The sequence below is a fragment of the Exiguobacterium sp. s22 genome, assembly GCF_018617455.1.
GTDB lineage: Bacteria > Bacillota > Bacilli > Exiguobacteriales > Exiguobacteriaceae > Exiguobacterium.
In genome coordinates this window covers 52,064-76,643 of the sequence record NZ_JACSKD010000008.1, presented here as the reverse complement: position 1 = coordinate 76,643, position 24,580 = coordinate 52,064, and the positions used below count along the sequence as shown (strand labels likewise).

Genomic DNA, 24,580 nt, shown 5'->3' with positions numbered 1-24,580 from the left:
TGAACATTTGTACATTTTGCGTGCGATTTTTCACGATGTCGCTTAATCAAGGGACCCGTCTGTCCTTTTTTAGACATTGCTGAATATACGACAAAGCGCCTCTCTCTTTCTAAACCGAGCGCTTCTTTGCGTTCGGTTTTTTTGATAGGCCCTAACTTTAGGAGGAACCTATTATGTTGATCGATCTTCAACACATTCAAAAACAATACGGCGGGCACGCCGTTCTCACAGATGCAAATTTATTCTTGAACGAAAACGAACGAGTCGGGCTTGTCGGCCGAAACGGCAGTGGCAAAACGACGCTGTTACGAATCCTTGTCGGCTCTGAAGAGCATGACGCCGGTACGATTTACCGCCGACAACGACTCTCTATTGGCTATTTGGTGCAGCTTCCTGACTACCCTGGACGCAGTGGTCGTGACGTCCTCTATACTGCTTTTGAGGAAGTGACTCGCCTGAGTGAAAAAATGTCTTCTCTCGAGCAAGAGATGGCGACGTCCGAACAGCTAGAGCGCCTTCTCGAATCATACGGTGCCATTCAAGAACAATTCGAACATGCGGGTGGATATGTCTACGAGTCAAAAATCAGCGCAATGATTGATGGACTCAAATTGACCTCATTCGTGGACCAACCGTTCGATACGCTAAGCGGGGGCGAGCGTACAAAAATCGGTCTCGCCCTGGCGCTCCTTCAAGAACCAGAGCTACTCATTTTGGACGAACCGACGAACCATCTAGATTTAGAAGCGATGACTTGGCTCGAATCCTATTTACAGGATTACGATTCAGCGCTCCTCATCGTCTCCCATGACCGGGTCTTCTTAGATGCGGTCGCCACGCGAATCGTCGAGTGCGAGGATGGAGAATTGACGAGTTATCCTGGGAATTATACGGACTTCGTTGCCCAAAAAGAAAAACAGTTGCTTGACCAGTTTCACGCTTACACGGAGCAACAGAAGAAAATCAAAAAAATGAAAGAAACGATCCGGCAGTTGCGGCAATGGGCCAACGAGGGCAATCCGCCGAATGAAAAGTTCTATCGTCGCGCCAAATCGATGGAAAAGGCTCTCGAACGAATTGAACGAATCAAACGACCACAACTCGAAGCCGAGCAACCGAATATCCAGTTCACGACGAACGGGCGAACCGGGCGCGACGTCTTCGAAGTAAATGACGTGACACTTATCTATGATCGTCCTCTATTTGAAGACGTGCACTTCTACACAGGGCACGGGGAACGCGTCGCCATCGTCGGACCGAACGGGAGTGGAAAGTCTTCGCTTTTGAAAATATTGCTCGGTGAAGTCATCCCGCAAGTCGGAACCGTAAGGCGAGCCGACCAAGCCAAAATCGGCTATCTATCGCAACACATCACATTCGACGAATCTCATCGCTTAATCGAGGCGTTTCGGGACCGGATCGCAGTCGATGAAGGCAAAGCGAGACACCTTCTCGCTCAATTTCTGTTTTACGGCGCGAGTGTGTTTAAACCGGTCTCGAATTTGAGCGGCGGGGAGAAGATGCGACTCATGCTTGCCATCCTTGTCCACGAAGAAATCAATGTCCTCGTCCTAGACGAGCCGACAAACCACCTCGATATCGAATCGAGAGAGGCACTTGAAGAGGCACTCGAACGTTTCCCTGGAACGGTCGTTACGGTTTCCCATGACCGCTACTTCTTAAATAAGCTGTTCCCTATCACGTATTGGCTCGACGGGACGATGACGCGTTTCGAAGGTAACGTCGCCTATGCCCTCGACAAACGTGGACAGGAATCAAAAGATGAACCAAAAACGGAACACATCAAACGATCAAAATCGCTGAAGCAGACGAAACCCGCTCCATCTACGGTTGATGAGGAAGCTCACCTGACCCAATTAGAGACAGAACATCGGGCACTGCTCCAACGGATGAATGAATTGGATGACCTTGATGAATTGATGGCGTTACAACGACAAGTTGATGCATTGCAAAAAGAAATCGATGACGTGATGACACGTTTGCTCGAATCTTTATAACCTAATATAGAGAAGCGGCACCCAATCAAGGGCGCCGCTTCTTTTGTTCGAGTCGAGTCTGTATGAGATAGCCGATGACCGCGATGGCCATCAACCCAATTGGGAGTATGCGGTAAAGACCTTCCATCGTTCCCGTGGTTAAAAGAATCATTCCACTAAGGAACGTCCCAAACCAATATAGCTTTGGCATATAATCCCTCCATCGGTTGCATTCACTCAATAGGATACCACAAGAAAAGCGCCCTCACTCGGCGCTTTTCTTGATTCTCTAGTCCCCGGACTTTCATCCAACCAAGTCTTGCTCGATTGACCGTCCCATCCATGATTTGGTTCGACTAGAGATGTCCAAGCCAACGTGACGCATCATTCCAATCCGTTCATCGTCCATTGGTTCACCAATTGTTTTTCATTCGAAAACATGAAATCGAATAGGTGACTCATAGACAGTTTGATTGAATGGGCACGAGAGGACTTGGCACCTATGATGTCCACTTCTGACGCGGATCATGTGGAATTCCGTATACAAACAGTCTATCTGGCATGCTTGCTCCGATGGCAAGCAGTGGCCGACGTATCATCGTTTGGAATACACGATTCACGTTCATATGGACTTTGCCCATCCCTTTCATCCATAAGCGACAGGTGACGAAAGTGCCTCCCCGTTCCCCGACTCATTTCAGAAAGTGAATGGTTACATGTATACAATATCCGTTTTAAGTGAGATTCAATCCTCGTTCACGATTTCTCCATAATCCATTTTATACATAATGCGTCAGCGCGTATGCGACCCCGTCCTCTTCCACATCCTTTGTAATATGCGTGCTTAAATCTTTTAACGGATCCACAGCATTCCCCATCGCAATCCTTATTTCTGCCACTTCGAACATCGACACATCATTCAGATTGTCTCCGATGGCGACGACATCACGCATCGGAATCTGTTCATGCTCAGCTAGCTGTTTCAAGGCTGCGCCTTTACTCGCATGAGGATGTCCGATTTCAATTTTCGTCCACCCCGCAGTCGTAATCAAAATATCGTTCCGTGGTTCATAGATTTTACGCAACCGGTGTAGCTTTCGGCGATCGAACGAATAGACAAACACCTTGTACACTTCATCTCGTGCAAAGTCGATGTCTGCCATCGAATCTATATACGTCAGACCGAATTGCTCATTTTGAATTTCAATCTCACGTTCCGCCCACTCGCGAGTGAACGATTGATCGTGTGGCAACACCTCATCGAGTTCCCGCTTCAGTAAATCGCTTCCTGAACGGAGAACCTTCACTCCCGCATTCGTATAAAATTCAACGTACGCATCGTCCGCATCAGCGATTTCCCACAGTTCATTTACGATTGTCTGATCCATCGCATGATAGTAAATTCGCTCGTTCTCATAGAACCCGATTGCTCCGTTACCTGACAAAATCGGACAGATGAGATCACTTCGCTTCAACAGCTCCTCGATATCATGAATCGAACGTCCTGAACAAATCGCAACGATATCATCATTATCTTGCCGACGACGAATCGCCTCCTGGTTTGCCTCTGTTATCACGCCTGTGCGCGATAACAGCGTCCCGTCTAAATCAATCGCAATCAATTTCATATCGTTCCCTCCTCTTTGGTTCTTTTCCCGATTCAACTATACAAAACACGATGAAATGCGTCTCCTGTTTGCAATGTGGAGATTAGGGAACCGTTTATTAATGCTACATATTTTTTTTGAAAGGGGACATCTATGAAGGATTCTAAACAAAAGCCACGTTTGAATCGCGTCTTTTACATCTCAGCAAGTTTGATCGCCTTACTCGTTCTATTCGGAGCCATTGCCCCAACATCATTCGCTTCAATCGCAGGATCTATTTTTGACTTTACGACTCGCTCGTTCGGTTGGTTCTATTTGCTGTCCGTCTTCTTGTTTGTGCTCTTTTTAGTCTTTTTAGCGTTCAGTAAATATGGAAAAATCCGTCTCGGGAAAGATGACGATCGCCCTCAATATCCGTTCTTCACTTGGATCGGCATGTTATTCTCCGCCGGATTCGGTGTCGGACTCGTCTTTTGGGGTGTTGCCGAGCCGATGAGTCATTTCTTTACGCCACCGTATGCGGACACGGAGGCATTGACGGTCGAAGGAGCACGACTCGCGATGGCTTATTCGTTCTTCCATTGGGGTGTCAGTCAATGGTCTGTCTTTGCGATTGTCGGACTGATTATCGCCTACTTCCAGTTCCGTCGTAATGCGGACGGACTCATCTCGACTAGCCTCTCACCACTTATAAAAGAACGACCGTACAAACAATCATTGAACCAGACGATTGATATTTTAGCGGTCATCGCCACCGTCATGGGTGTCGCGACGTCACTTGGTTTAGGCGTTCTTCAAATCAATGGCGGACTGAACAGTGTGTTCGGACTCCCGAACACCACTTGGATGCAGGTCGCCATCATTGTCGTCTTGACCGCCCTCTTTTTAACATCGACGACAACGGGTCTCGATCGCGGCATCAAATGGTTGAGTAACATTAACCTAGGGACCGCACTCGTGTTGATGGTCTTCGTCTTCTTTGCCGGTCCAACCATCTTCATCCTAGAGACTCTCACCCTTGGCTTAGGTGACTACTTACAAAATTTCATTCGCTATAGTCTTCGTCTACAACCGTATCAGCAAGGGACGTGGGTCCGAGATTGGACAATCTTTTACTGGGCGTGGGCCATTGCCTGGTCACCGTTCGTCGGAGCGTTCGTCGCACGTGTCTCACGAGGACGCACCATTCGTGAGTTCATCGTCGGGGTCCTCATCGTTCCTCCGTTCATCGCACTCTTATGGATTGCTGTATTTGGAGGCACCGCCTTACATTTAGATTTATTCGAAGGAACCTCCATCGCCGAAGCCGTCCATGCAGACGTGACGAGCGCACTGTTTGTAACGTTTGCCGAGCTGCCGTTCAGCTTCATCCTGTCCGTCTTGTCGATTCTCTTGATTTTGACGTTTTTGATTACATCGGCCGATTCTGCTACCTATATCATCAGCAGTATGACGACAAACGGTAGCTTGAATCCTCCCCTACCCGTTCGCATCGCCTGGGGTGTTCTGTTAGGAGGAATCGCTGCTGTTCTATTGATTGCGAGTGGATTGGAAGGACTTCAAACTGCATCGTTGATTTCCGCCTTGCCCTTCACCATTATTCTTATCTTGATGGTCTTCACATTATTCAAGTTACTCCGACAAGAGAACGTACGAAAAATAAAATAAGATGTATTTTTAAACGCTCGGGAAGATTCTTGAGCGTTTTTTAGTTTGACTCGCCGACATCTCGTTGTTTGTTGACTTCCTCATGACCGATTGCTACGATTTTGACAACGTACAAGCTTTAAAGGGGGAATATGGGGATGAACGATTTCACACGTGCCTACGCACATCAACTAGACAAACAAGACCCGCTCGCATCGTATCGGGAAGAATTTTATTTACCGGAAGACGGAATTTATATGGATGGAAATTCACTCGGTCTCTTATCGAAACGAGCCGAGCGCACACTCCTTGAATCGCTTGCGGACTGGAAAGAACTCGGGATCGACGGTTGGATGTCCGGTCGCCATCCTTGGTTCAACTTGTCCGAAGAATTGGCCACTCTGAACGCGCCGCTCATCGGTGGAAAGGCGGAAGAGGTGATGGTCACCGGTTCAACGACGGTGAACTTGCATCAACTCGTCGCATCGTTCTTCAAACCAGAAGGGAAACGCACGAAGATTTTGGCAGACACCCTCACGTTCCCGTCTGACATTTACGCTTTAAAGAGCCAGCTCGAACTGCGTGGACTCGACCCTTCTGAGCATCTCGTTCAAGTCGATAGTCCGGACGGGCGCTTCTTAGTAGAAGACGATTTAATTGCCGCAATGACCGACGAGATCGCCATGATCGTATTGCCGACCGTCCTCTATCGGAGCGGTCAGATTTTAGACATGCCTCGTCTGACAAAAGCGGCGCACGAGCGTGGGATTTTGATCGGCTTCGATGCCTGTCACTCCGTCGGTGCCATCCCTCACGACTTCCATGAGTGGGGTGTCGATTTCGCATACTGGTGCAACTATAAACATTTAAATGGGGGTCCGGGAACGGTCGGTGGCTTATTCGTTCATGAACGTCACTTCGGCACGACACCAGGACTGGCCGGATGGTTCGGTTCGCGCAAAGATAAACAGTTCGATATGGATCATAAGATGACACCGGCCGAACATGCCGGTGCATTCCAAATCGGAACGCCACACGTCATGAGTCTCGCTCCTCAACTTGGCGCGCTTGAGATGTTCAACGAGGTCGGGATGGAAGCGATTCGTCAAAAATCGCTCGCGCTCACGACGTATATGATTGAGTTAATCGAAGACATGCTCGCACCACACGGATTCTTCATCGGTAGCCCAACCGATACACGCCAACGTGGTGCTCATTTGAGCCTCGAGCATCCAGAAGCGGCACGTATCTGTAAGGCGTTGAAAAAACATCATATCATCCCTGATTTTCGGGCACCGAACATCATCCGTCTCGCACCGGTCGCATTGTATAATACGTTTACCGACGTGTATGACGTGATCGTGACGTTGAAGAAAATCATGGACGACAAAGAATATGAGGCGTTCGAGAACGTCCGTGAAGTGGTCGCATAAGGGGGAACTGTCATGAGTGAACGCATGGAACATAAAGTAGAAAAATCGATTCAAACGGACTTCTCAAAAGACATGTCGTACGGGGACTATCTTCAGCTCGATCCAATTTTATCGAGCCAACATCGCCTTTCCGACCATCATGATGAGATGCTCTTTATCATCATCCACCAGACGAGCGAATTGTGGATGAAGCTCATCTTACATGAATTGACGGCGGCCACGACGGCCATCACGAACGGCGAGCTCGAGCGCTCATTCAAGATGCTCGCCCGCGTCTCAAAGATTCAGCAGCAACTCATCCAGTCATGGGGCGTCCTCGCGACGTTGACGCCGGCCGAGTATTTAGAGTTCCGAGACCAACTCGGTTCATCATCCGGTTTTCAGTCTTATCAAAACCGACAGATTGAATTCGCGCTCGGCTTCAAAAACGCACGAACACTCAGCGTCTACGCGCATGACGAAAAATTGTATCCATTGCTCGAAGGCTCGCTACAAGCACCTAGCATTTACGATGTGACGGTCCGCGAGATGCATCGTCGTGGTCTACCGATTGATGCGAGTGTACTCGAACGTGATGTCACGAAGGACTGGGAATGGAACGAAAGTGTCGAGAAGGCATGGGTCGAGGTCTATCGCGATGTCGACACGTATTGGGACTTGTATGAACTTGGAGAAAAGCTACTCGATATCGGGAGCCAGCAACAGATGTGGCGCTTTAACCATATGAGTACTGTGGAACGCATTATCGGGCAGAAAATGGGGACAGGTGGCTCGTCTGGCGTGAATTACTTGCGCCGCGTGCTCGACCATCGTTTCTTCCCAGAACTATGGACAGTTCGGACATCACTATAAGAGGAGCTGAACGAAATGACTTGGATTGATGTATCACAACCGCTTCATGCCGATGTGACGACATGGCCGGGAGACACGAAGTTTTCGTACGAGATCGCTTGGCCGATGACACAGAGCGGTTCAGTGAATGTCGGGAAAGTGACGATGAGTTTACATGTCGGGACGCATATCGATGCTCCGTTTCATTTTGACGACCATGGGAAGCGCGTGATCGACCTCGATCCGTCCGTATATATCGGACCAGCCCGTGTCATTCATCTACCGCATAAGACAAAGATTGAAGCATCTGATTTGGATGGTCATGATTTGACTGGGGTCGAACGCCTCATTTTGAAGACAGATGGTTGGCTAGATAAGAGTGTCTTCCCAAAGACGATTCCTGAACTGACGCCGTCTCTTGCCGATCGTCTCGGGGAACTCGGGATTTTCTTGATTGGACTCGACTTACCGTCTGTTGATGCGATTGACAGTAAAGAGATGAGTGCCCATCATGCGTTAGCACGAAACGGTGTCCATATATTAGAAGGGCTCGTCCTAGACGATATCTTACCGGGGGATTATGACTTGAATGCCGTCCCGCTCCCAATCGTCGAAGGTGACGGAAGCCCCGTTCGTGCACTGCTTCGCCCTATGTCGTAAAGAGATAGCCGGAATCGGCTGTCTCTTTTTTGATTAGACAGGGATAGTCCGAAGTTTGGCGAAATAGATGAGAAACTCTATTTGAAGAGAGGACATTCGATGAAGATTCTACTATTATCTGGCGGTGATGGAAAAAGACTATGGCCACTTTCGAACAATTCGAATGCCAAACAATTCATTCGTTTATTGCCTAGCAGGGGTGGAACGAAACAATCAATGCTTGAAAGAGTTTACAGTCAACTAAAAACACAAGATTTAGACACTAACGCTTTCATGATCACAAATGTTCAGCAAAAAGATTGTGTCATTCATCAAGTTGGTACAGATACTAATATCATTTCCGAACCAACTCGTCGTGATACAGCAAGCTATTTCAAACCTATGAACAACGATACACAATTTCTCATTTCCCCATATAAATAAAAATGACCTCACGAGCCCTACCCGAAATCGAGGCACCGTGAGGTTTCATCTTCCTTATTTGATTAATTCGAGTTCGACCGGGATGTTTTCTTCCACCGTTTCACCTTTCAGATGGTTGATGGCCGCTTCCACACCCAACTTACCAATCTCAGTCGGTTTTTGCGCAACCGTTGCTGCCATCGTCCCACCTTCGACCGCTTTGACCGCATCGTCTGTCGCATCAAATCCGATGACTTTGACATCGCTCATACCAGCCGCTTCGAGCGCTTGAACAGCACCGAGCGCCATCTCATCGTTATGTGCGAATACAGCGACGATGTCTTTATTGTCCTGTAAGATGTTCTCCATGACCGTCAATCCTTCTGCACGGTCGAAGTTTGCCGATTGTTTTGCCACGACTTCTAATTTTCCATCGATGGCTTCGTTGAATCCTTGTCCGCGATCACGTGTCGCAGAAGCTCCAGGAATCCCCTCGAGCTCGACGACTTTTTGCCCTTCGCCTACGAGTTCGACCATGTAGTCACCCGCCAATTGGCCGCCTGCAACATTGTCTGATGCCACGTGTGCGACGACGTCACCTGTTTCAGCATTACGGTCTACCGTGATGACGGGAATACCGGCATCGTTCGCTGCTTGTACAGCCGCACCGACCGCTTCAGAATCTGTTGGGTTGATGAGAATCAAATCCATACCCTTTTGAATCATGTCTTCGACGTCATTCACTTGCTTCGCTGCATCGTTTTGCGCATCCGCTACAGTCAACGTCGCATCCATTTCTTTTGCCTGTTCTTCTGCGCCTTCTTTCAATGCGACGAAGAACGGGTTATTCAATGTCGAAATCGATAAGCCAATCTCATAATCCCCATCTTTCGTTTCCGTTTCTGATGTTGACCCCGGTTGTTCAGTCGAGCATGCTGCCATCAATACCATTGTCAGTGCGAGTAGCCAAGCTGTCCATTTTTTCATGTTCCGTTTCCCCTTTCGCGTGTTACGCGTTTTGTCGACGATCAAGCAATACTGCAAACAATATAACTGCACCTTTTACGACGAGTTGGAAGAATGATGATACGCCGAGAAGGTTCAATCCGTTATTTAACGTTCCGATAATCAACGCCCCGATCAACGTCCCGACAATCCAGCCCCGACCACCCGCAAGGCTCGTCCCCCCGAGAACGACGGCTGCGATGGCATCGAGTTCATACGACGTTCCTGCTGTCGGTTGTGCGGAATTGAGACGTGACGTCAAGATGATACCGGCAAGTGCCGCAAGCATTCCGGATAACGAATAAATCATGATTTTGACTTTATTGACGCCAATCCCCATCAATTTAGCCGCTTCTTCATTTCCACCGATTGCGTACGTGTGACGACCGAATGTCGTCTTCTTCAAGATGAAATACAGGACACCGAACGCGAGTAGCATCGTCAATGCCGGCACCGGAATGATCCAGAAGTAACCACGTCCGAGCATCTCAAACCAACCGGAATTCCCGAGACCTGTGATCGGTCTTCCGTCCGTATAGACGAGCGTCAAGCCTCGATAAATGGTCATCGTGGCCAATGTCGCGATGAACGGTGCCACTTTTCCGTACGTGATGACCGCCCCGTTGAACGCTCCGAGAACGGCACCTGCAATCAAGCCAAGTGCAACGGCCATGACGGCATGTTGACCGTCCACCATCATGCCTGCCACTAATGCAGAGGCGAGCGCTAAAATCGACCCGACCGATAAATCAATCCCACCTGTCAAGATGACGAATGTCATCCCGAAGGCAATCAAGGCATTGATCGACACTTGGCGGAGTACGTTGAAGATATTATTTAATGATAAAAATCCTGGTTCGAGCGCCGTCACGACGACAACAATGACGAGCAGACCAAACAGCGGTCCTAGTTTTTGCCCCCATCCGAGTCGACCCGGGCGCTTCAGCGAAGTTGTTGCTTTCAATTCCATATCATTGCCCTCCTGTCGCATACGTCATTACTTTTTCCTGTGTCGCCTCTTCTTTCGTGAGCGTCCCGGTCACCACACCTTCTCGCATGACGACAATCCGATCGCTCATCCCGAGTACTTCCGGTAAATCAGAAGAGACCATGATGATGGCGACGCCTGATTCCGCGAGATCGCTCATGATGTTGTAAATCTCTTTCTTGGCACCGACGTCGACGCCTCGGGTCGGCTCATCCAAAATCAAGACGTCTGGTTCGACACCTAACCATTTGCCGAGCACAATCTTCTGTTGATTCCCACCAGACAACGACTTCACTTTTTGTTCCATCGAATGATGCTTGACCCGCAATTTTTGTAAGTATGTCTCGGCGAACGTCTCCTCCTGTTGCTTCGAGATGACAGACCCTTTTGCTCGTTTATCAAGTGTCGGGAGCGACAGATTTTCTCTTAGCGAGAAATCGAGGAGTAAGCCCTCTCCTTTTCGGTCCTCTGTCAAAAACGCGATGCCATGCTTGATGGCGTCGGCCGGAGTTTTGATTCGAATCGGTTTCCCGTTCAGTTTGATGACTCCCCCTTTGTGGGTGTCTGCTCCGAATAAGGCACGCATCACCTCGGTCCGTCCCGCTCCCATCAATCCGGAAAACCCCATGATTTCTCCGGCACGGACGTTGAATGATACGTTGTGGAACCGGTTACCGATTAAATCATCCACCTCGAGCACGACGTCCCCAAGTGTAGCGGTACGTGTCGGATAGCGTTCCCCAATCTCGCGACCGACCATATCGCGCACCGTTTCCTCAAATGAGGTGTCCTGAATCATACGAGTCGAAATGGATTGTCCATCCCGAAGTACCGTGATTCGGTCGCATAAGTCAAAAATCTCTTCCATTCGGTGTGAGATATAGATGATGGACACGCCTTGATCTCGTAAGGCACGAGACACGGCGAAGAGCGCCTGGATTTCGCGATCCGTCAAGGCGGCTGTCGGTTCATCCATGACGATGACCTTCGCATCTGTCATGAGCGCCTTGGCAATCTCAATCATCTGTTGCTGACCGACCGATAAATTGCGTGCCACTTCATCGACATCCATGAAAACGTTCAATTCAGCCAAGTATTCTCGAGCACGTCTTGTCATCTCCTGCTGTTTGACCATCCCGAACGGTCCTGTCAGCTCTCGACCTAAAAACAGATTTTCTGTCACCGTCATCTCCGGTAAGATGTTGAGCTCCTGATGGATGAAGGCGATGCCTTCTTGCTCCGCTTCTTTTGGGTGCTTGAATTGACGTTTCTTCCCATCGATGAGAATCTCTCCTTCATCCTGCGCATGAAGACCCGTCATCACCTTCATCAATGTCGACTTCCCAGCCCCGTTCTCGCCCATAAGCGCATGAATTTCTCCAGGCAACAGTTCGAAATCGACTCCTTTTAAGACGGAGACTGGTCCGAACGACTTATGGATGCCTTTCAACTGAATATGCATCGAATCCCCCCTTAAAAAATGACCCCAGCGTGTAAGGTGACGTTGGCGTAAGGTGTCGCTTCTCCAGTTCGAATGACCACTTTCGCTTTTGCGACCTCTCGTTTGAAGTCTTCATGTGAACACATGTCGATGCTCGCGTATCGTTCTTTCAGTGAATCCGCAATCGTCGGATTATGTGTGAGGATTTCCTCGGCAATTGTGATGCGCTCTACGATCAAATCCGATTCGACTACATCGAGCACCTCAAGAAAGGAAGGGTCGCCGATGCGGAGACTGAGGTCGACCCGCTTGACCCCGTCTGGAATCGGTAACCCGCAATCGGCGATGACGACGCGATCCGTATGCCCGAGGTCGGCAAAGACCTTTGCTAGATGGCTATTCAAAATTCCTTGTTTTTTCATCACACGCGCTCCAATCGTTGTTGTACGTCTTGCCGTGTCGGCATACCACCTTGTGCCCCAAAGCCTTCGACGCTCATGCCGGATGCAACCACGGCAAACCGTACGGCCGTCTCCAAATCATCTTGTTCGATGAGGGAGACAGCGAGTGCACCGTTGAACGTGTCACCAGCTCCTGTTGTGTCGACGACGTTTGCTCGGATGGCCGGCACATGCCGCACGTTTCGTCCGTCGTGGAATCGAACACCATGGACGCCTTCCGTGACGAGTAACTTGTTCGGATAGCGTTTGAGAACATCATCTACGGATATTCCGTTGAATAAGTCACGGCACTCATGTTCGTTCGGCGTCAAGTATGTGACGTCTTCAATCACTTCTGATGGAAGCTGCTGAGAAGGTGCCGGATTGAGCAGCACTGGGATTCCTTTCGCTTTACAGTAAGAGGTCACTTGTTTTACCGTCTCGATTGGAATTTCGAGTTGCAGGAGCACGAACGCCTGCTCGTCGAGAAGATGATCCAGTTCCTCGTCCGTGAAGATAACTTGCTTGTTCGCCGATTGGACGACGACAATTGAATTATCTTCTTCAGCCAATACGATATGGGCTGTACCCGTCACTTCATTCGGTACGACCTGAACGTGCGAAACATCGACGCCATTCTGTTTAAAATTTTCAACAACCTGTTGACCGAACGGGTCGTCCCCTACACAACCGACCATCTGAACTGCACTCCCTAATTTAGAAGCAGCGACTGCCTGGTTCGCGCCTTTCCCCCCTGGAACGGTACGGAACGACTCGCCGATGACGGTTTCCCCTGCTTGCGGACGTTTGTCGGACGTGACGACAAGGTCCATCGATATACTGCCAATGACAACAATGCGTTTCATTCTTTATCTCTCCTTCCGCTTTGTCGTTTGTCTCTCTAACAATGCGACCGGTAATAACATCTCTTTTGGTCGTGTATCTTTCTTCTCAATCAAATCTAGCAATCGCTCGGTCGCGACTCGACCCATCTCGTAGATGGGTTGCACGATGGTCGTCAGTGGCGGGGACGTCATCTCGCCTAGCTCGATTCCGTCATACCCAATGACCTGTAGTTCTTCTGGGACACGAATGTTCCGACGAACGGCTTCCTGCAACACCGCGGCTGCAATCACATCGTTCGCTGCGAAGATGCCATCAAACGGCCAAGCATGGTCGAATAGCTCTTGTGATGCTTTCAATGCATCTTTAAATGTGAACGTAGACTCGGTCATCCCGACGAGTCGATCGCCGGCCACCTCGACAAATCCTTCGGTTCGACGCTTGACCGTTTTAAGATGATCGGGTCCGGCAATATGTGCAAGTCGCATCGCCCCACGCTGTATCAACGTGTCGGCCGCCAACTTCCCACCCTCATATCCGTCCGATATAACCGCATCGATTCCTGCTTTGACGATTCGGTCAAGCGCGACCATTGGTAAATCCAACGTCTCATAATTCGGATTATGCGAATGATTCGTCGTGATAATCAAACCGTCGACATGCATCGTTTGCAAGGCGACTAAATACGTCTGTTCTTTTTCCAGTTGTTCGTCCGTGTTACACAAAACGACTTGGTACCCATGCTGATTGGCGACATCTTCAATTGCCCGAGCCAGCTGTGGAAAGAACGGGTTCGTGATGTCTGGCATGATGAGTCCAATCAAGTTCGACGATTTTTTATAGAGCGAACGTGCGACTCGGTTTGGTGCGTAGTTCAGTTCCGAAATCGCCTTTTCGACTGCTTCTTTCGCCTCTTCGCTCACATATCCGCTTTTATTCATGACGCGTGATACGGTCGCCACTGAGACGTTCGCATGTTTTGCTACTTGTTTGATGGTCGTCATTTGACATCCTCCGTTCTGGAAACGCTTACAAAATCATCTTAATGTGTAACCGGTTACATATCAAGGGATTTTTATGATTTCATGAAAAAACACATTGAAATCATGCTTCAATGTGTAGAGAACGTCGGATTTAATTGGACATGGACGAGGTTTTCTACCGTTCGTCCGTCGAGTCGGGTCAATTCTTGTGTTTTCGTGAACGCATAAGTGAACCCACACTTCTCAACGACGCGTCGCGATTGGTCATTGAAGCTGAAGTATCCGCACCAAATCCGTTCTAGTCCTAACGCTTCAAATCCGAATCGAATCATCGCCTGAACGGCTTCTGGCACGTAACCATTTCCCCAAAAATCTGGACTGAGCACATAACCGATCTCACGCTGTGCATCATGTTGAATCGACGGGTCTGGTCTTCGGTCGTGTAATCCGATGCTACCGATCACTTGCCCGGTCTCTTTCAAGACGATAGCCCACACGTCTTTTTCCTCGATAAACAGTTGAATGACGTCCCTTGTTTCGTCAATCGATTCATGAGGTGCCCAACCGGCCATCGGTCCGACTCGCTCATCTTTTGCATAATGATACATATCCTCTGCATCCTCTAATGTAAATGCTCTTAAGACCAACCGTTCTGTCTCCATCTTGATCATATCAACCCATCCTTTTCCTTCAAGTTGTTTCCTCGACCGACCTAATGGGAAACGTTAGGCGAGGAGGAATGAACATGCCATTTGACTATGATTTAAATTTTGATGAAATCGACTTCCGAAAACAACCCGAACTGTACCGGGTCGGTCGTGGCGAACAAGGGGTACTACTCGTTGAGCCGTATAAAAGTGAGATTTTGCCCCATTGGCGATTCAAGACGCCCGAGATTGCGAAGCAATCTGCCGAAGAAATCATGGAATTGTTTGAAGCGTATCGTGCGAACGACGATTTCGTCGGGATGGACATGTCCCGAAAGTTCATCCAAATGGGGTACACACGAGCCCGACGCTATGCCAATTATAAAGGCGGTCGTAAATATAAAGAAGATGGTGACATCCATGAGCGCGAAATCGACGAAGAGAAGGCAGAGTCTGCCCGCATCTTTAAAACGAATTGGGATCAACTTCGTGCCGATGAGGATTATTTGCGACGTAAAAAGGCACATCAGAAAAAATATGGTTAATCGCGTACCATCACTTGAAACGGAATCTCATTTCGCTCGAACGATGTGATAGTACGAAATCCAACCGTTTCGTATAGATGAATCGCTCGTTCGTTGAAGGAGGCGACAGTCAAGCGAAGCGGTTTTCTCCGTTCCATCGCTCTCTCCATGACGTATGTCACAAACGATTTTCCATATCCTTGTCCCGTCAAATCAGGTCGCATCCCCAATCCGATGTCCGTGAAATCTGACGAATATGGATATGTCGAATTGGGCACTTGAGCCGGGGAACCGATGCAATAAAATCCAATCAGCTCATGCTCCTCTACAATCGCCTGATACGTCATCAACTCGGCGACTCCCTCTTCAGAAGGCGGTTGATTATAAAAGTCATAAGGAGCTCCGTACGTCCATTCTTGAATTTGACCTGCCCATTCACGCGTCATCGGTCGGTGATGCATGCGTCTTCCCTCCGTATTCTTTTCTTACTTCCTATGTAAAAAAGATGAGGTCGCCCTCATCCTTATTTTCGAGTCCATTCTGCCGTCATCGCCACGTCTGCTGCATGCATCAGATTATGAATCGGACAACGTGCCTCGACACCTTTTCGTAATTCGGCAATTCGCTCATCCGATTCAGTCGTATCCAATACGATCTTCATCTGAACTGACTCAAAGTAAGTTCGGACACCTTCCATCCCTTGGAACCCTCTCGGATCGAGTGTCCCTTCCGTCACAAAATGGACACCCTCGTAATCAAAGTTCAAGTCCTGTGCGACATAAGCAATCATGATGGTCGTGCAAGACGATAACGCACCGAGAAGATACTCAAGCGGGTTCGGACCTTTGTTCGTTCCACCGAGTCGTTCCGGCTCATCTACGATAAATGGGGTATGCTCACCTACACGTACAGTCGTCTTGACGCCTCCCGCTTCTCCCTCGGCGCGCATCGTCACTAACGGTCTTTCTGACATGTTCCATCCTCCTCTCCATAATCAAACACTTCTATTTTCCCTTTATTTCGGACCATGTAACGCCTCGTCATAAATCGCATAGTCATTTTTCCCGTCTTGCTTGATTTGGTACATCGCTTGGTCCGCTTTGTGAATGAGCGTATCCAAGTCCGTCCCTTGGTCCGGCGCATGACTGACCCCAATACTCGCCCGAATCGGAATCGACACATCGGACGTTTGGTACGGGTTTTGATTTAACGTCATCTGAAGTTTATGAATAAATGCGAGCACTTCAGATTCCGTCAGATCGACTAAGTAGATATAAAACTCATCGCCTCCAACACGGGAAGCCAAGCCGACATCTCGCGTTGATGCTTCTAACAATCCACCTAAATGCGTTAAGAAATGATCGCCCTCTTGGTGACCATACGTATCATTGACCGCTTTGAAACCGTCCAAATCAATAATCAATAACGACAGCCTCGAGGAACTAAGCAACGCATGGTCTGCCCGTTCATAAAATGCACGTCGGTTGGCCAACTTCGTCAGTGGGTCATGATAAGCGAAGAAACGGATTGTTTGCTCGGCTTCTTTAAACGAGTGAACATCCCGAATGATGATCATCCCGTGAATCGTGCGGTCGATATCGACGAAGTCCCCATCAATGACGACATACCGTTCTTGGCCGGATTTCGTCACAATCTTCGTTTCGAACTCTAAAAACTTTTTCCGTGTCCGAAAGTGTTGACTGTAGTGCTCCATCCACTCCATCTTTTTCTTTTCTGGCAACAAATCGACGAAGCGTTCATTCACGACACGGACCGTATGAAACAATGTTCGCGCAGCAGGATTCGCACTTTCCACTTTTCCATCGGGATCAATCAATAAGATGGCAGATGGATTCAAGTTATACAGTGTCCCAAATCGTTTCACGTAAGAGGTCAAGAAATCTAAACGATTCATCGCGATGACCAACGCGACTGCCCAAACGAGTCCTCCATACATATAAGAGTACGGCGGAATGAACCCGCGGAATTGAAAATAACCGAAGACAACATCCCACAACAATACGACATTCGCCGTCCAAAAGAGCATGCGCAACACGCGTTGGTGCTCACTTCGTTCTGCACGTTTGAGGGCATAAAAAATGAGCCCGATGATCAAGATGTGAAAGATGTTACCGACGGTCAACGTAATCAAATACGATGAATTGAACTCGGGATAAATCCATATCCCCACTTGCTCAAACTGTTGACTGTTGATGATGTTCTCTCGCCGGATATACGTCAATATAACGGGAATCAGAGGTAAGTACACGACCCATGGATAGAGCCACTTCGGTGCCTTCGCGCCGACGCCTGTGATGCTCAATATGAAATGAACAGAGAAGATAAAAATGAAAATCCCGGCGTTCCCAAACCAATAGGCAATGAGTGCCGGACTATATTCAATCGGAGAAAGATGGCGAACGAATTCCGCTAAGAAAAGCATCGAATAGCCAAACACAAACAGGCTCAGCAAACGATGCTCGACTTTATTCGGATTTCGTTGAAAGACATCGAGTGCTAAAAAGCCGAGTAAAAATGACGGCAACAAATAGACCGCCAGATAAATGAACATCTCGGTCATGCGGAACCTCCTCACCTATTCATATTCTTCATTTCGCTATTCTGCTGACTTTTCCCTCTTTAACGCGACAAAAAACGGGATGAACCACATCCCGTTCTTCATTCGACACATTATAACGTTTCTTCGATTGGGGTATCCCCTTTGATCAAATCAATCGCTTTGTTCTGCGCATTTGCATGGTTATGGAGGACATGCACCAAGAATGATGCCACGTCTTCGCGTGGAATCTCTCCACTTCCCTCGAATTGCGTGTTCACTTTGCCCGTTCCTGCATCATCTGTCAATGCACCCGGACGTACAATCGTATACGTGAGTCCACTCTGTTCGAGTAAACGGTCGGCATGATGCTTCGCTACGTAGTACGGTTTCATCGAATCTGGCCAAGCCGAGCGATTCTCTGCTTTCAAGGCACTGACCATGACGAAGTGTTTGATGTTCCCGTTCGCTTGTGCCGCCTCGATACTCTTTGCTGCACCGTCTAGGTCAATCAAGAGCGTCTTGTCTGCGCCGGTACTTCCACCAGAACCAGCCGCGAACACGATGACGTCCATTCCATCGATGGCTTTCTGTAAATCTTCTACCGAACCTTCAAGGTCACCGAGTACCGCGTTGTATCCTTTTGACTTGAAATCCTCGAGCTGCTCTTCTTTACGAACCATCGCTGTGACGTGATGCTTCCCTTCATTGTGTAATTTTTCGACAAACTGACGGCCAATCTGACCGTTTGCACCGATAACAAATACGTTCATCTGTCTTCCTCCTCAAAAATTGAATTCAGAGACAAGCGAAACGCCGGGTAGCCGTTGCTACATCCGGTGCAGAAGCGATGGCAGAGATGACGGCAACACCGTCAGCCCCGTCAGCCATAATAGCAGGGACATGCTCTGGACGAATGCCCCCGATCCCCACAATCGGAAGCATTGGGTGGTGTCGGCGAACTTGTTGAATCAGTTCCGTACCACGCACTTGTCCTGCATCCAACTTACTTTGCGTCTCATGAATCGGACCGATGCCGACATAATCTGCAAATGGAAGAGCCGTTCTGACTTCCTCCATCGTATGGACAGACACCCCCAACCATTTATCTGGTCCTAGCCGTTCTCGAACCTGTTTGGCAGGTAAGTCATCCTGTCCAACGTGGATGCCATCCGCGTCAATCGCGAGCGCCAAGTCGACGTCGTCATTGACGATGAACGGAACACCCGCTTCTCGACACAGACGGTGGAGCGTCCTTGCCATTGCTTCTTTTTCATCTCCATACAATGCATCTTTACCTTTTTCGCGAAATTGAAAACATGTCACACCACATCGAAGAGCCGTTTTGACGGTCGCTACCAAATCAGATGCGTCCGTCGTTCCACACACAAAGTAAAGGCGAAGCTGCTTAGCGAGCACTTGTTTCGTACATGACGTCAACGGTAATCACCTCTTCTTTCGCTAAACGATGTCCCCAATGATTCGTCGGTCCATGCCCCTGTCCAAGCGATAGTCCATGTGCAATCGCCTGATGAATAAACTGCTTCGCATCTACGACGGCTTGGCGTAGTGTCTTCCCATACGCTAGTTCGGCCGTCAATGCGGCAGAGAACGTACATCCCGTCCCGTGCGTATCTTTCGTCTGGATTCGAGGGGCCTTTACTTGAAACGCTTCAGTTCCAGTCATGATTAAATCAACAGCATCCTCTTCTTCCGTGTGCCCACCTTTAATAATGACGACATCGACGCCGAGATGCTGAATCGCCTGCGCGGCTTTCATGCGGTCTGCCTCGGTTCGAATTGTCATTCCAGCAAGTACTTCTGCTTCAGGAATATTCGGGGTCACGACTGTCGCCTGTGGTAGCAGCTTCGTGCGCAGTGCTTCGACCGCACTTTCTTGTAACAAAGAAGCGCCTCCTTTTGCCACCATGACTGGGTCGACCACCACATGCTCGAAACGGTGACGTTCAAGCGCATTCGCTATCTCTTCAATCCGCTCTGCATCCACCAACATCCCGGTTTTACAGGCAGTGATGTTAAAATCATCCGCTACCGCATCAATTTGTTGGATAATCATTTCCGTGGAAATCGCCTCGATTCCATGAACACCAAGTGTATTTTGCGCGGTGATGGCAGTAATCACGCTCGTCCCGAACACACCGAGTTCTTGAAATGTTTTGAGATCGGCTTGAACCCCAGCTCCGCCCCCTGAGTCAGATCCTGCAATCGTCAACACTTGCGGTCTCATGATGTCGACACCTCGATTCGATTCGTCGGGATGGCATGTTGCTTCAATTGATGGAGCGCATTTAAAAAGTGAATCGGGAAGTCTCCCGGTCCTTCTGCCCGTTCACTCGCTAACTCCCCGCAGTAGGCATAGCCTGACATGGCGGTCACTGTCGCTTTGAGGGCATTTTTTTCGACCGCTAGACAAGCTCCGACCACTGCACTGAGTAAACACCCCGTACCGGTCGTCTCAGTCATCCGTTTCGTCCCGCCTCGTATTTCCATGACGACACTCCCATCACTGACCATATCTTCTTTTCCAGTCACGGCCACGACACATCCGTATCGTTTCGCCGCTTCAAGCGCCAATTGTCGCGGTTCACATGCACCGTCACCCGCATCGACGCCACGAGCCGCCCAATCGACACCAATCAATGTCGCAATCTCTCCTGCATTTCCTCGAATGACCGACACACGAACGTGACGCAAAATGCGTTCGACCACATCTCGTCGAAATGACGTCGCTCCGACTCCGACTGGGTCGAGGACAATGGGACATCCGGCTTCATTCGCCGCCTGCCCTGCTCGAATCATCGTTGCTTCGGTCATTGTTCCAAGTGTCCCGATATTTAACACGAGCGCATCGCTCACGAATGTCATCTCTGCTACTTCTTCAATCGCGTCTGCCATCACTGGAGAGGCGCCGATTGCGAGCAGTCCATTCGCCGAAAAATTCGCCACAACCGTGTTTGTGATGTTGTGGATCAACGGAGCCTGTTGTCGAACCTCGTTCCAAATCTCATGTCTCATTGGTTGACCTCCTGCGACAAGGTCCACGACTCAAGCGTCCACGCCATTTCCCAAAAGGCGACTTCGTAATAGCAACTCTTCAAGAACAGTTTCGTATAACGTACGCGCTCCTCCTCCGTCGCCTGACCAGCCAGTTCATCCAATCGATCGATTTGTTCTTCCACCAATTCACGGAACCACTCTGAACCGTACGTCGCAATCCAGGCCGAATAAATCGGATGGTCCGGACGCTTGTCTTTCAGACGTTCGCCAATCTCGTAATACACCCAGTAGCATGGAAGAATCGACGCCAATACGTCTCCGAGTGTCGGGCCTGCCTGCTGCATATGGAGCGCATACGCATAAGCGGTCGGGGCCGGTTCAAAGGTCGCCAATTCGACATCCGTCACGTTAAGCATCGTAAAGAACTCTCGATGGAGTGAGAGTTCCGCTTCGATTGTGTGTAAGGCATGCGTTAAAAAGCGGCTCGATAACTCCATCGTCGGTGCGAGGGTTGCTCCTTTGGCCTGTACTCTTGAAAACTGATTCAAATAGTATGAGTCTTGCATGACGTAATGTCTGAATTTCTTCACATCGAGCGTTCCTTCTCCGAGTGAACGAACAAATGGGTGATGAAAGCTTGCTTCAAACAATCCATCTGCCTCTTGACGTAAGTGATCTGTGAATTTCATCTAAATTCCCCCTTATGATAGTCAAAAAGACGCCGCCTCCCATAACGGAAGCGGCGTCTCGAACAGTCATATCTAGGTGAAGCCATATGAGTCGTCTCGCCCACTTCCCTACGCTAGCGTGAACTAGATCAGGTTCGAAGGGTCTGGACCGTGTCCATCTCAGCCGCGTGACGCGACTCCCCTAGTGGCAAACATTATGAAATTCAGTCGTCTTCGACCACATTCTATCAATCTTTTTATCAATTGCAAACCTTTTCCGATTCTGTTTCTCATTTTCTGCTTCGGGAATGGGTAAGTGAACCTATTTACTTGAAAAGGATGTGTCCGGATTGAATACGATTTTATTAACCATTGCATTACTCTTCATCAGTTTAAACGTATTTTGGTTTTTCAAACGTCAAACGTACAAGCAAACAGGATTTGACGGGAGATTGTTCGCTCAGTTGTTCGTTAGCCTATTTGGTGTCATGTTAGGATTCACATTGATTTATTATGCTTTGTCTCGTGATTCAGTCATTCTCGTGACTTCACTCGAATCCATGAATGCCGTCGAACCAACGTGGGACAATTTATTGTATTTTAGCGGTGTCACTTTACTGTCCATCGGGTTTGGTGATTTGTTACCAATCGGATTGACCCGATTATTCGCCATCCTCGAGGGCGCTATCGGTATTTTGTTACCGAGTGCTTTCTTTATCAAATCGATTTATCAAAAAGACAAGTGAACATGCCCTAGCGCCCCGTGATAAGCAAAAACATATTCAATGCGACGAGACCGAGGGGAAGCATCGCAACCAAAATGATTGGCCATTTCTTTAAACGAATACCGACAAAGAGGACCAGACTTCCGACAAGTAGGGCAATAAATGTCGTATATGGATTCATGAAAAAACGCTCCTTTCTCTATAAGGAGCGTTTCCCGGCTCTCGCCGTCATTAATCGTTTGAATGTCGAAGTGTAGCACATGCGGCACGGACGCGTCTGGCTTCTTCTTCCCGGAAGACGAAATCACCTTGTTCCGCGACACGCTGCGCGCAAAAGAAGAAGAGTGATTGCAGGCGGTCATGTGTGTCTTCGATCGCGCTCAGCTCAGCCGAGGCATACGTCGCCGTGAGCATCTCCCACAATTCTTCTGGCAAGTGGTCGCGCATCCCGTCGCCCGATTTCCCAAGATTCACAGAAAAGTTCGTCGCATAGCCGATGTTCCATTCCATCATCTGCCGGAGCATGTTCCGCATGATATCGAGGTGGTCGAGCGCGTATAACACCTGGTGTCGCTTGATTCCTTTGACAACATAAAGTGACACCCACCAAAACTCATTCCAACATGCCGCATACTCGTCAGCAGACGGACGTTTCACACGATACGACATGTCTGACGGCGTGACGACCGGATGATGATCTCGGTCAAAGATTATTTGACTGAGCGAGTCGGCTTCAATCATCCTTTCAAGTTGATCCACACTTCGAATCGTCAAATCAATCCGATGTCCGTCCACATATTGCACTAAAAACGTTATATGTCGTTCGGAATCAGTCGTTTCAGGTGTCTGCATGATTAATACCTCTCCACATGTGTCAATCCATGAGCGATCGGCCGCAACCGCTCGGACGTCTTCCACATAAAAGGCAAGGTCGACATCCTGGTACGGGTCTGGTCGGATGTTCGGATTGACGAGTGAGCCGTTCAAGACGACCGTTCGAATGTGCTCACGTTCTTTTGCGAACGCGATTAACTGTTCAATGATTTGTTCTGGTTTCATTCTACAATCGCCCCCAATGAGCGCGCGACTTGAATCGCCTGCATCGCGTCTAGTTTTGTTTGTTGTAACGTCACGTTCGAAAAATCAACCCCGTCGACGAGTGCCCCTCTGAAGTCGGCACCACGGCACACCGCATGTTGAAGTGTCGCCCGTGACAAGTCCGCCTGATGCCACACCGTCTCGGTCAAGTCCGTTCCATACAGGTCCGCCTCGACCAAACGAACGTGGGACCAATCCATTTTTTTGAGCGACACGTGACGAAGGTTGACGAACGACCAGTCCCCCTCTGTTACAAGAACACCTTCAAACTGACTTTCTTCAAAAGATGACCCGGTCATTTTACATTGTTCAAACTCACTCGTGAACAAGTTGGCACCATGAAACTGACAGTTCAAAAATGAACTCCCGACATGACGGGATGCATTCCATTTCGAATCCGTGAAATCACAGTTGATGAACTGACAGCGTTCCGTCTGTAGTTCCGTCGCATCAACGTATGTGAAGCGACAGTTCTCGAACGTGACGTGTGACAACACTTCGTCACGGAGTGTCACGTCACGAAAATCTTCATCTCGATAGTGCGTATGTGGTTGAAACATATGATCCCTCCTTCAGGTATACTAGAACAGATTACAATGATTGGAAGTGATATAGATGGATCTCGTATTCCCTACTGAACACGGCGTTTTCAATTACCGCGTTGCCGGTATTTTTGTGAAAGACGGTCACGTATTGATTCACCGAAACGTCCGGGATGACTTTTGGGCATTACCCGGCGGTCGCGTCACGCTCGGTGAAGAGGCTGCCGCGGCTCTCGCACGCGAGTTGTATGAAGAATTAAACATGCGTGTGACCGATACCTCATTCGCCTTCGTGCACGAGAACTTGTTTACCTATAATGACCAGCCGTTTCATGAGATTGGACTATACTTTTATGTAAATGGTGACCTCCCGCTCCAAGACGGAGACTTCTATGGACCCGAAGGAGATCACCTGATTTATCGTTGGCAAAAGCTTGACCGTCTTCAAGACGTCACGCTCTATCCGAAAGTACTTGCTCAACTACCAAATCGCTTGCCCGCTCATTCACTCAATCCGTCTTGAA

The 24,580-nt window shown here is 48.9% G+C and carries 29 protein-coding genes and 1 riboswitch; of the genes, 9 read left to right on the top strand and 20 right to left on the bottom strand.

Going from position 1 to position 24,580, the window contains the following annotated elements; genetic code table 11:
- Nucleotides 1-173: 173 nt before the first annotated feature.
- Nucleotides 174-2,018 carry a ribosomal protection-like ABC-F family protein gene (abc-f, locus tag KNO94_RS12710; RefSeq protein ID WP_214780263.1) on the top strand — a complete coding sequence of 615 codons (1,845 nt, stop codon included), beginning with the start codon at nucleotides 174-176 and terminating at the stop codon, nucleotides 2,016-2,018.
- 25 nt (nucleotides 2,019-2,043) lie between these two features.
- On the opposite strand, the gene KNO94_RS12705 is transcribed toward abc-f, so the two are convergent.
- Nucleotides 2,044-2,208, bottom strand: coding sequence for a hypothetical protein (locus KNO94_RS12705; RefSeq protein WP_214685257.1), 165 nt, complete (start codon nucleotides 2,206-2,208; stop codon nucleotides 2,044-2,046).
- Nucleotides 2,209-2,776: 568 nt separating this feature from the next.
- The gene (locus KNO94_RS12700) at nucleotides 2,777-3,625 is read right to left on the bottom strand and encodes a Cof-type HAD-IIB family hydrolase (RefSeq protein WP_214780260.1); all 849 of its coding nucleotides are present in this window, start codon (nucleotides 3,623-3,625) and stop codon (nucleotides 2,777-2,779) included.
- Between the two features lie 132 nt (nucleotides 3,626-3,757).
- Here KNO94_RS12700 and KNO94_RS12695 point away from each other — a divergent pair, with 132 nt between their 5' ends.
- The 5 genes from KNO94_RS12695 to KNO94_RS12675 all read left to right on the top strand — a co-directional run bounded on the left by KNO94_RS12695 (nucleotide 3,758) and on the right by KNO94_RS12675 (nucleotide 8,598).
- Entirely contained in the window at nucleotides 3,758-5,272 is a 1,515-nt protein-coding gene (locus KNO94_RS12695) for a BCCT family transporter (protein WP_214780258.1), read from the top strand.
- A 131-nt stretch (nucleotides 5,273-5,403) separates the two neighbouring features.
- Nucleotides 5,404-6,684 (top strand): kynureninase, encoded by a 1,281-nt coding sequence (gene kynU / locus KNO94_RS12690; RefSeq protein WP_214780251.1) that lies wholly within the window; start codon nucleotides 5,404-5,406, stop codon nucleotides 6,682-6,684.
- A 12-nt stretch (nucleotides 6,685-6,696) separates the two neighbouring features.
- Nucleotides 6,697-7,536: a tryptophan 2,3-dioxygenase gene (gene kynA, locus KNO94_RS12685; protein WP_214780249.1), complete on the top strand. Its 840-nt coding sequence runs from the start codon at nucleotides 6,697-6,699 to the stop codon at nucleotides 7,534-7,536.
- Nucleotides 7,537-7,551: 15 nt separating this feature from the next.
- Complete coding sequence (gene kynB / locus KNO94_RS12680; RefSeq protein ID WP_214780247.1) at nucleotides 7,552-8,175, top strand: arylformamidase; 624 nt, start codon at nucleotides 7,552-7,554, stop codon at nucleotides 8,173-8,175.
- Nucleotides 8,176-8,274: 99 nt separating this feature from the next.
- Nucleotides 8,275-8,598 (top strand): sugar phosphate nucleotidyltransferase, encoded by a 324-nt coding sequence (locus KNO94_RS12675; RefSeq protein WP_214780244.1) that lies wholly within the window; start codon nucleotides 8,275-8,277, stop codon nucleotides 8,596-8,598.
- Nucleotides 8,599-8,652: 54 nt separating this feature from the next.
- On the opposite strand, the gene rbsB is transcribed toward KNO94_RS12675, so the two are convergent.
- The 7 genes from rbsB to KNO94_RS12640 all read right to left on the bottom strand — a co-directional run bounded on the left by rbsB (nucleotide 8,653) and on the right by KNO94_RS12640 (nucleotide 14,948).
- Nucleotides 8,653-9,564, bottom strand: coding sequence for a ribose ABC transporter substrate-binding protein RbsB (gene rbsB / locus KNO94_RS12670; protein WP_214780242.1), 912 nt, complete (start codon nucleotides 9,562-9,564; stop codon nucleotides 8,653-8,655).
- A 22-nt stretch (nucleotides 9,565-9,586) separates the two neighbouring features.
- A complete protein-coding gene (locus KNO94_RS12665) occupies nucleotides 9,587-10,552 on the bottom strand; it encodes an ABC transporter permease subunit (RefSeq protein WP_159563085.1) in 966 nt (321 codons plus the stop codon).
- A 1-nt stretch (nucleotide 10,553) separates the two neighbouring features.
- The gene (locus KNO94_RS12660; protein ID WP_214780240.1) at nucleotides 10,554-12,032 is read right to left on the bottom strand and encodes a sugar ABC transporter ATP-binding protein; all 1,479 of its coding nucleotides are present in this window, start codon (nucleotides 12,030-12,032) and stop codon (nucleotides 10,554-10,556) included.
- Between the two features lie 11 nt (nucleotides 12,033-12,043).
- Entirely contained in the window at nucleotides 12,044-12,433 is a 390-nt protein-coding gene (gene rbsD, locus KNO94_RS12655; RefSeq protein ID WP_214780238.1) for a D-ribose pyranase, read from the bottom strand.
- Nucleotides 12,433-13,317, bottom strand: coding sequence for a ribokinase (rbsK, locus tag KNO94_RS12650; RefSeq protein ID WP_214780236.1), 885 nt, complete (start codon nucleotides 13,315-13,317; stop codon nucleotides 12,433-12,435). The genes rbsD and rbsK overlap by 1 nt, the downstream gene beginning before the upstream one ends.
- Nucleotides 13,318-13,320: 3 nt before the next feature.
- A complete protein-coding gene (locus KNO94_RS12645; RefSeq protein WP_214780235.1) occupies nucleotides 13,321-14,298 on the bottom strand; it encodes a LacI family DNA-binding transcriptional regulator in 978 nt (325 codons plus the stop codon).
- 107 nt (nucleotides 14,299-14,405) lie between these two features.
- Nucleotides 14,406-14,948: a GNAT family N-acetyltransferase gene (locus tag KNO94_RS12640; RefSeq protein WP_214780233.1), complete on the bottom strand. Its 543-nt coding sequence runs from the start codon at nucleotides 14,946-14,948 to the stop codon at nucleotides 14,406-14,408.
- Between the two features lie 74 nt (nucleotides 14,949-15,022).
- Between KNO94_RS12640 and KNO94_RS12635 the strand changes: the two genes are divergently transcribed.
- On the top strand, nucleotides 15,023-15,469 hold the full coding sequence (locus KNO94_RS12635) for a DUF4385 domain-containing protein (RefSeq protein WP_214780231.1): 447 nt from the start codon (nucleotides 15,023-15,025) through the stop codon (nucleotides 15,467-15,469).
- Here the strand turns inward: KNO94_RS12635 and KNO94_RS12630 are convergent.
- The 8 genes from KNO94_RS12630 to tenA all read right to left on the bottom strand — a co-directional run bounded on the left by KNO94_RS12630 (nucleotide 15,466) and on the right by tenA (nucleotide 21,712).
- Nucleotides 15,466-15,909: a GNAT family N-acetyltransferase gene (locus KNO94_RS12630; protein ID WP_214758042.1), complete on the bottom strand. Its 444-nt coding sequence runs from the start codon at nucleotides 15,907-15,909 to the stop codon at nucleotides 15,466-15,468. The two genes, KNO94_RS12635 and KNO94_RS12630, sit on opposite strands and share 4 nt — an antisense overlap.
- Nucleotides 15,910-15,971: 62 nt before the next feature.
- Nucleotides 15,972-16,421 (bottom strand): OsmC family protein, encoded by a 450-nt coding sequence (locus KNO94_RS12625; RefSeq protein ID WP_214744902.1) that lies wholly within the window; start codon nucleotides 16,419-16,421, stop codon nucleotides 15,972-15,974.
- 42 nt (nucleotides 16,422-16,463) lie between these two features.
- A complete protein-coding gene (locus KNO94_RS12620) occupies nucleotides 16,464-18,029 on the bottom strand; it encodes a GGDEF domain-containing protein (RefSeq protein WP_214780229.1) in 1,566 nt (521 codons plus the stop codon).
- A gap of 110 nt (nucleotides 18,030-18,139) precedes the next feature.
- On the bottom strand, nucleotides 18,140-18,778 hold the full coding sequence (locus KNO94_RS12615; protein ID WP_214780221.1) for an SDR family oxidoreductase: 639 nt from the start codon (nucleotides 18,776-18,778) through the stop codon (nucleotides 18,140-18,142).
- A gap of 25 nt (nucleotides 18,779-18,803) precedes the next feature.
- Complete coding sequence (gene thiE / locus KNO94_RS12610) at nucleotides 18,804-19,445, bottom strand: thiamine phosphate synthase (protein WP_214780219.1); 642 nt, start codon at nucleotides 19,443-19,445, stop codon at nucleotides 18,804-18,806.
- On the bottom strand, nucleotides 19,414-20,253 hold the full coding sequence (gene thiD, locus KNO94_RS12605; protein ID WP_214780217.1) for a bifunctional hydroxymethylpyrimidine kinase/phosphomethylpyrimidine kinase: 840 nt from the start codon (nucleotides 20,251-20,253) through the stop codon (nucleotides 19,414-19,416). The genes thiE and thiD overlap by 32 nt, the downstream gene beginning before the upstream one ends.
- Complete coding sequence (gene thiM / locus KNO94_RS12600) at nucleotides 20,250-21,041, bottom strand: hydroxyethylthiazole kinase (RefSeq protein ID WP_214780215.1); 792 nt, start codon at nucleotides 21,039-21,041, stop codon at nucleotides 20,250-20,252. The genes thiD and thiM overlap by 4 nt, the downstream gene beginning before the upstream one ends.
- Nucleotides 21,038-21,712: a thiaminase II gene (gene tenA, locus KNO94_RS12595; protein ID WP_214780214.1), complete on the bottom strand. Its 675-nt coding sequence runs from the start codon at nucleotides 21,710-21,712 to the stop codon at nucleotides 21,038-21,040. Before tenA ends, thiM begins: the two co-directional genes overlap by 4 nt.
- Before the next feature lie 88 nt (nucleotides 21,713-21,800).
- A riboswitch (TPP riboswitch) is annotated at nucleotides 21,801-21,905 on the bottom strand.
- Nucleotides 21,906-22,032: 127 nt separating this feature from the next.
- On the opposite strand from tenA, the gene KNO94_RS12590 reads away from it, so the two are divergent.
- Entirely contained in the window at nucleotides 22,033-22,437 is a 405-nt protein-coding gene (locus KNO94_RS12590; protein WP_353047853.1) for an ion channel, read from the top strand.
- A 7-nt stretch (nucleotides 22,438-22,444) separates the two neighbouring features.
- On the opposite strand, the gene KNO94_RS12585 is transcribed toward KNO94_RS12590, so the two are convergent.
- The 3 genes from KNO94_RS12585 to KNO94_RS12575 are packed head-to-tail and all read right to left on the bottom strand — an operon-like array spanning nucleotide 22,445 to nucleotide 24,074.
- Complete coding sequence (locus KNO94_RS12585; protein WP_214780209.1) at nucleotides 22,445-22,597, bottom strand: hypothetical protein; 153 nt, start codon at nucleotides 22,595-22,597, stop codon at nucleotides 22,445-22,447.
- Between the two features lie 50 nt (nucleotides 22,598-22,647).
- Nucleotides 22,648-23,475: an aminoglycoside 6-adenylyltransferase gene (locus KNO94_RS12580; RefSeq protein WP_214780207.1), complete on the bottom strand. Its 828-nt coding sequence runs from the start codon at nucleotides 23,473-23,475 to the stop codon at nucleotides 22,648-22,650.
- Nucleotides 23,472-24,074, bottom strand: a complete 603-nt coding sequence (locus KNO94_RS12575; protein ID WP_214733931.1) for a pentapeptide repeat-containing protein — start codon at nucleotides 24,072-24,074, stop codon at nucleotides 23,472-23,474. Before KNO94_RS12575 ends, KNO94_RS12580 begins: the two co-directional genes overlap by 4 nt.
- 55 nt (nucleotides 24,075-24,129) lie before the next feature.
- Here KNO94_RS12575 and KNO94_RS12570 point away from each other — a divergent pair, with 55 nt between their 5' ends.
- Entirely contained in the window at nucleotides 24,130-24,579 is a 450-nt protein-coding gene (locus tag KNO94_RS12570; protein WP_214780205.1) for an NUDIX hydrolase, read from the top strand.
- The last annotated feature ends 1 nt before the right edge of the window (nucleotide 24,580 follow it).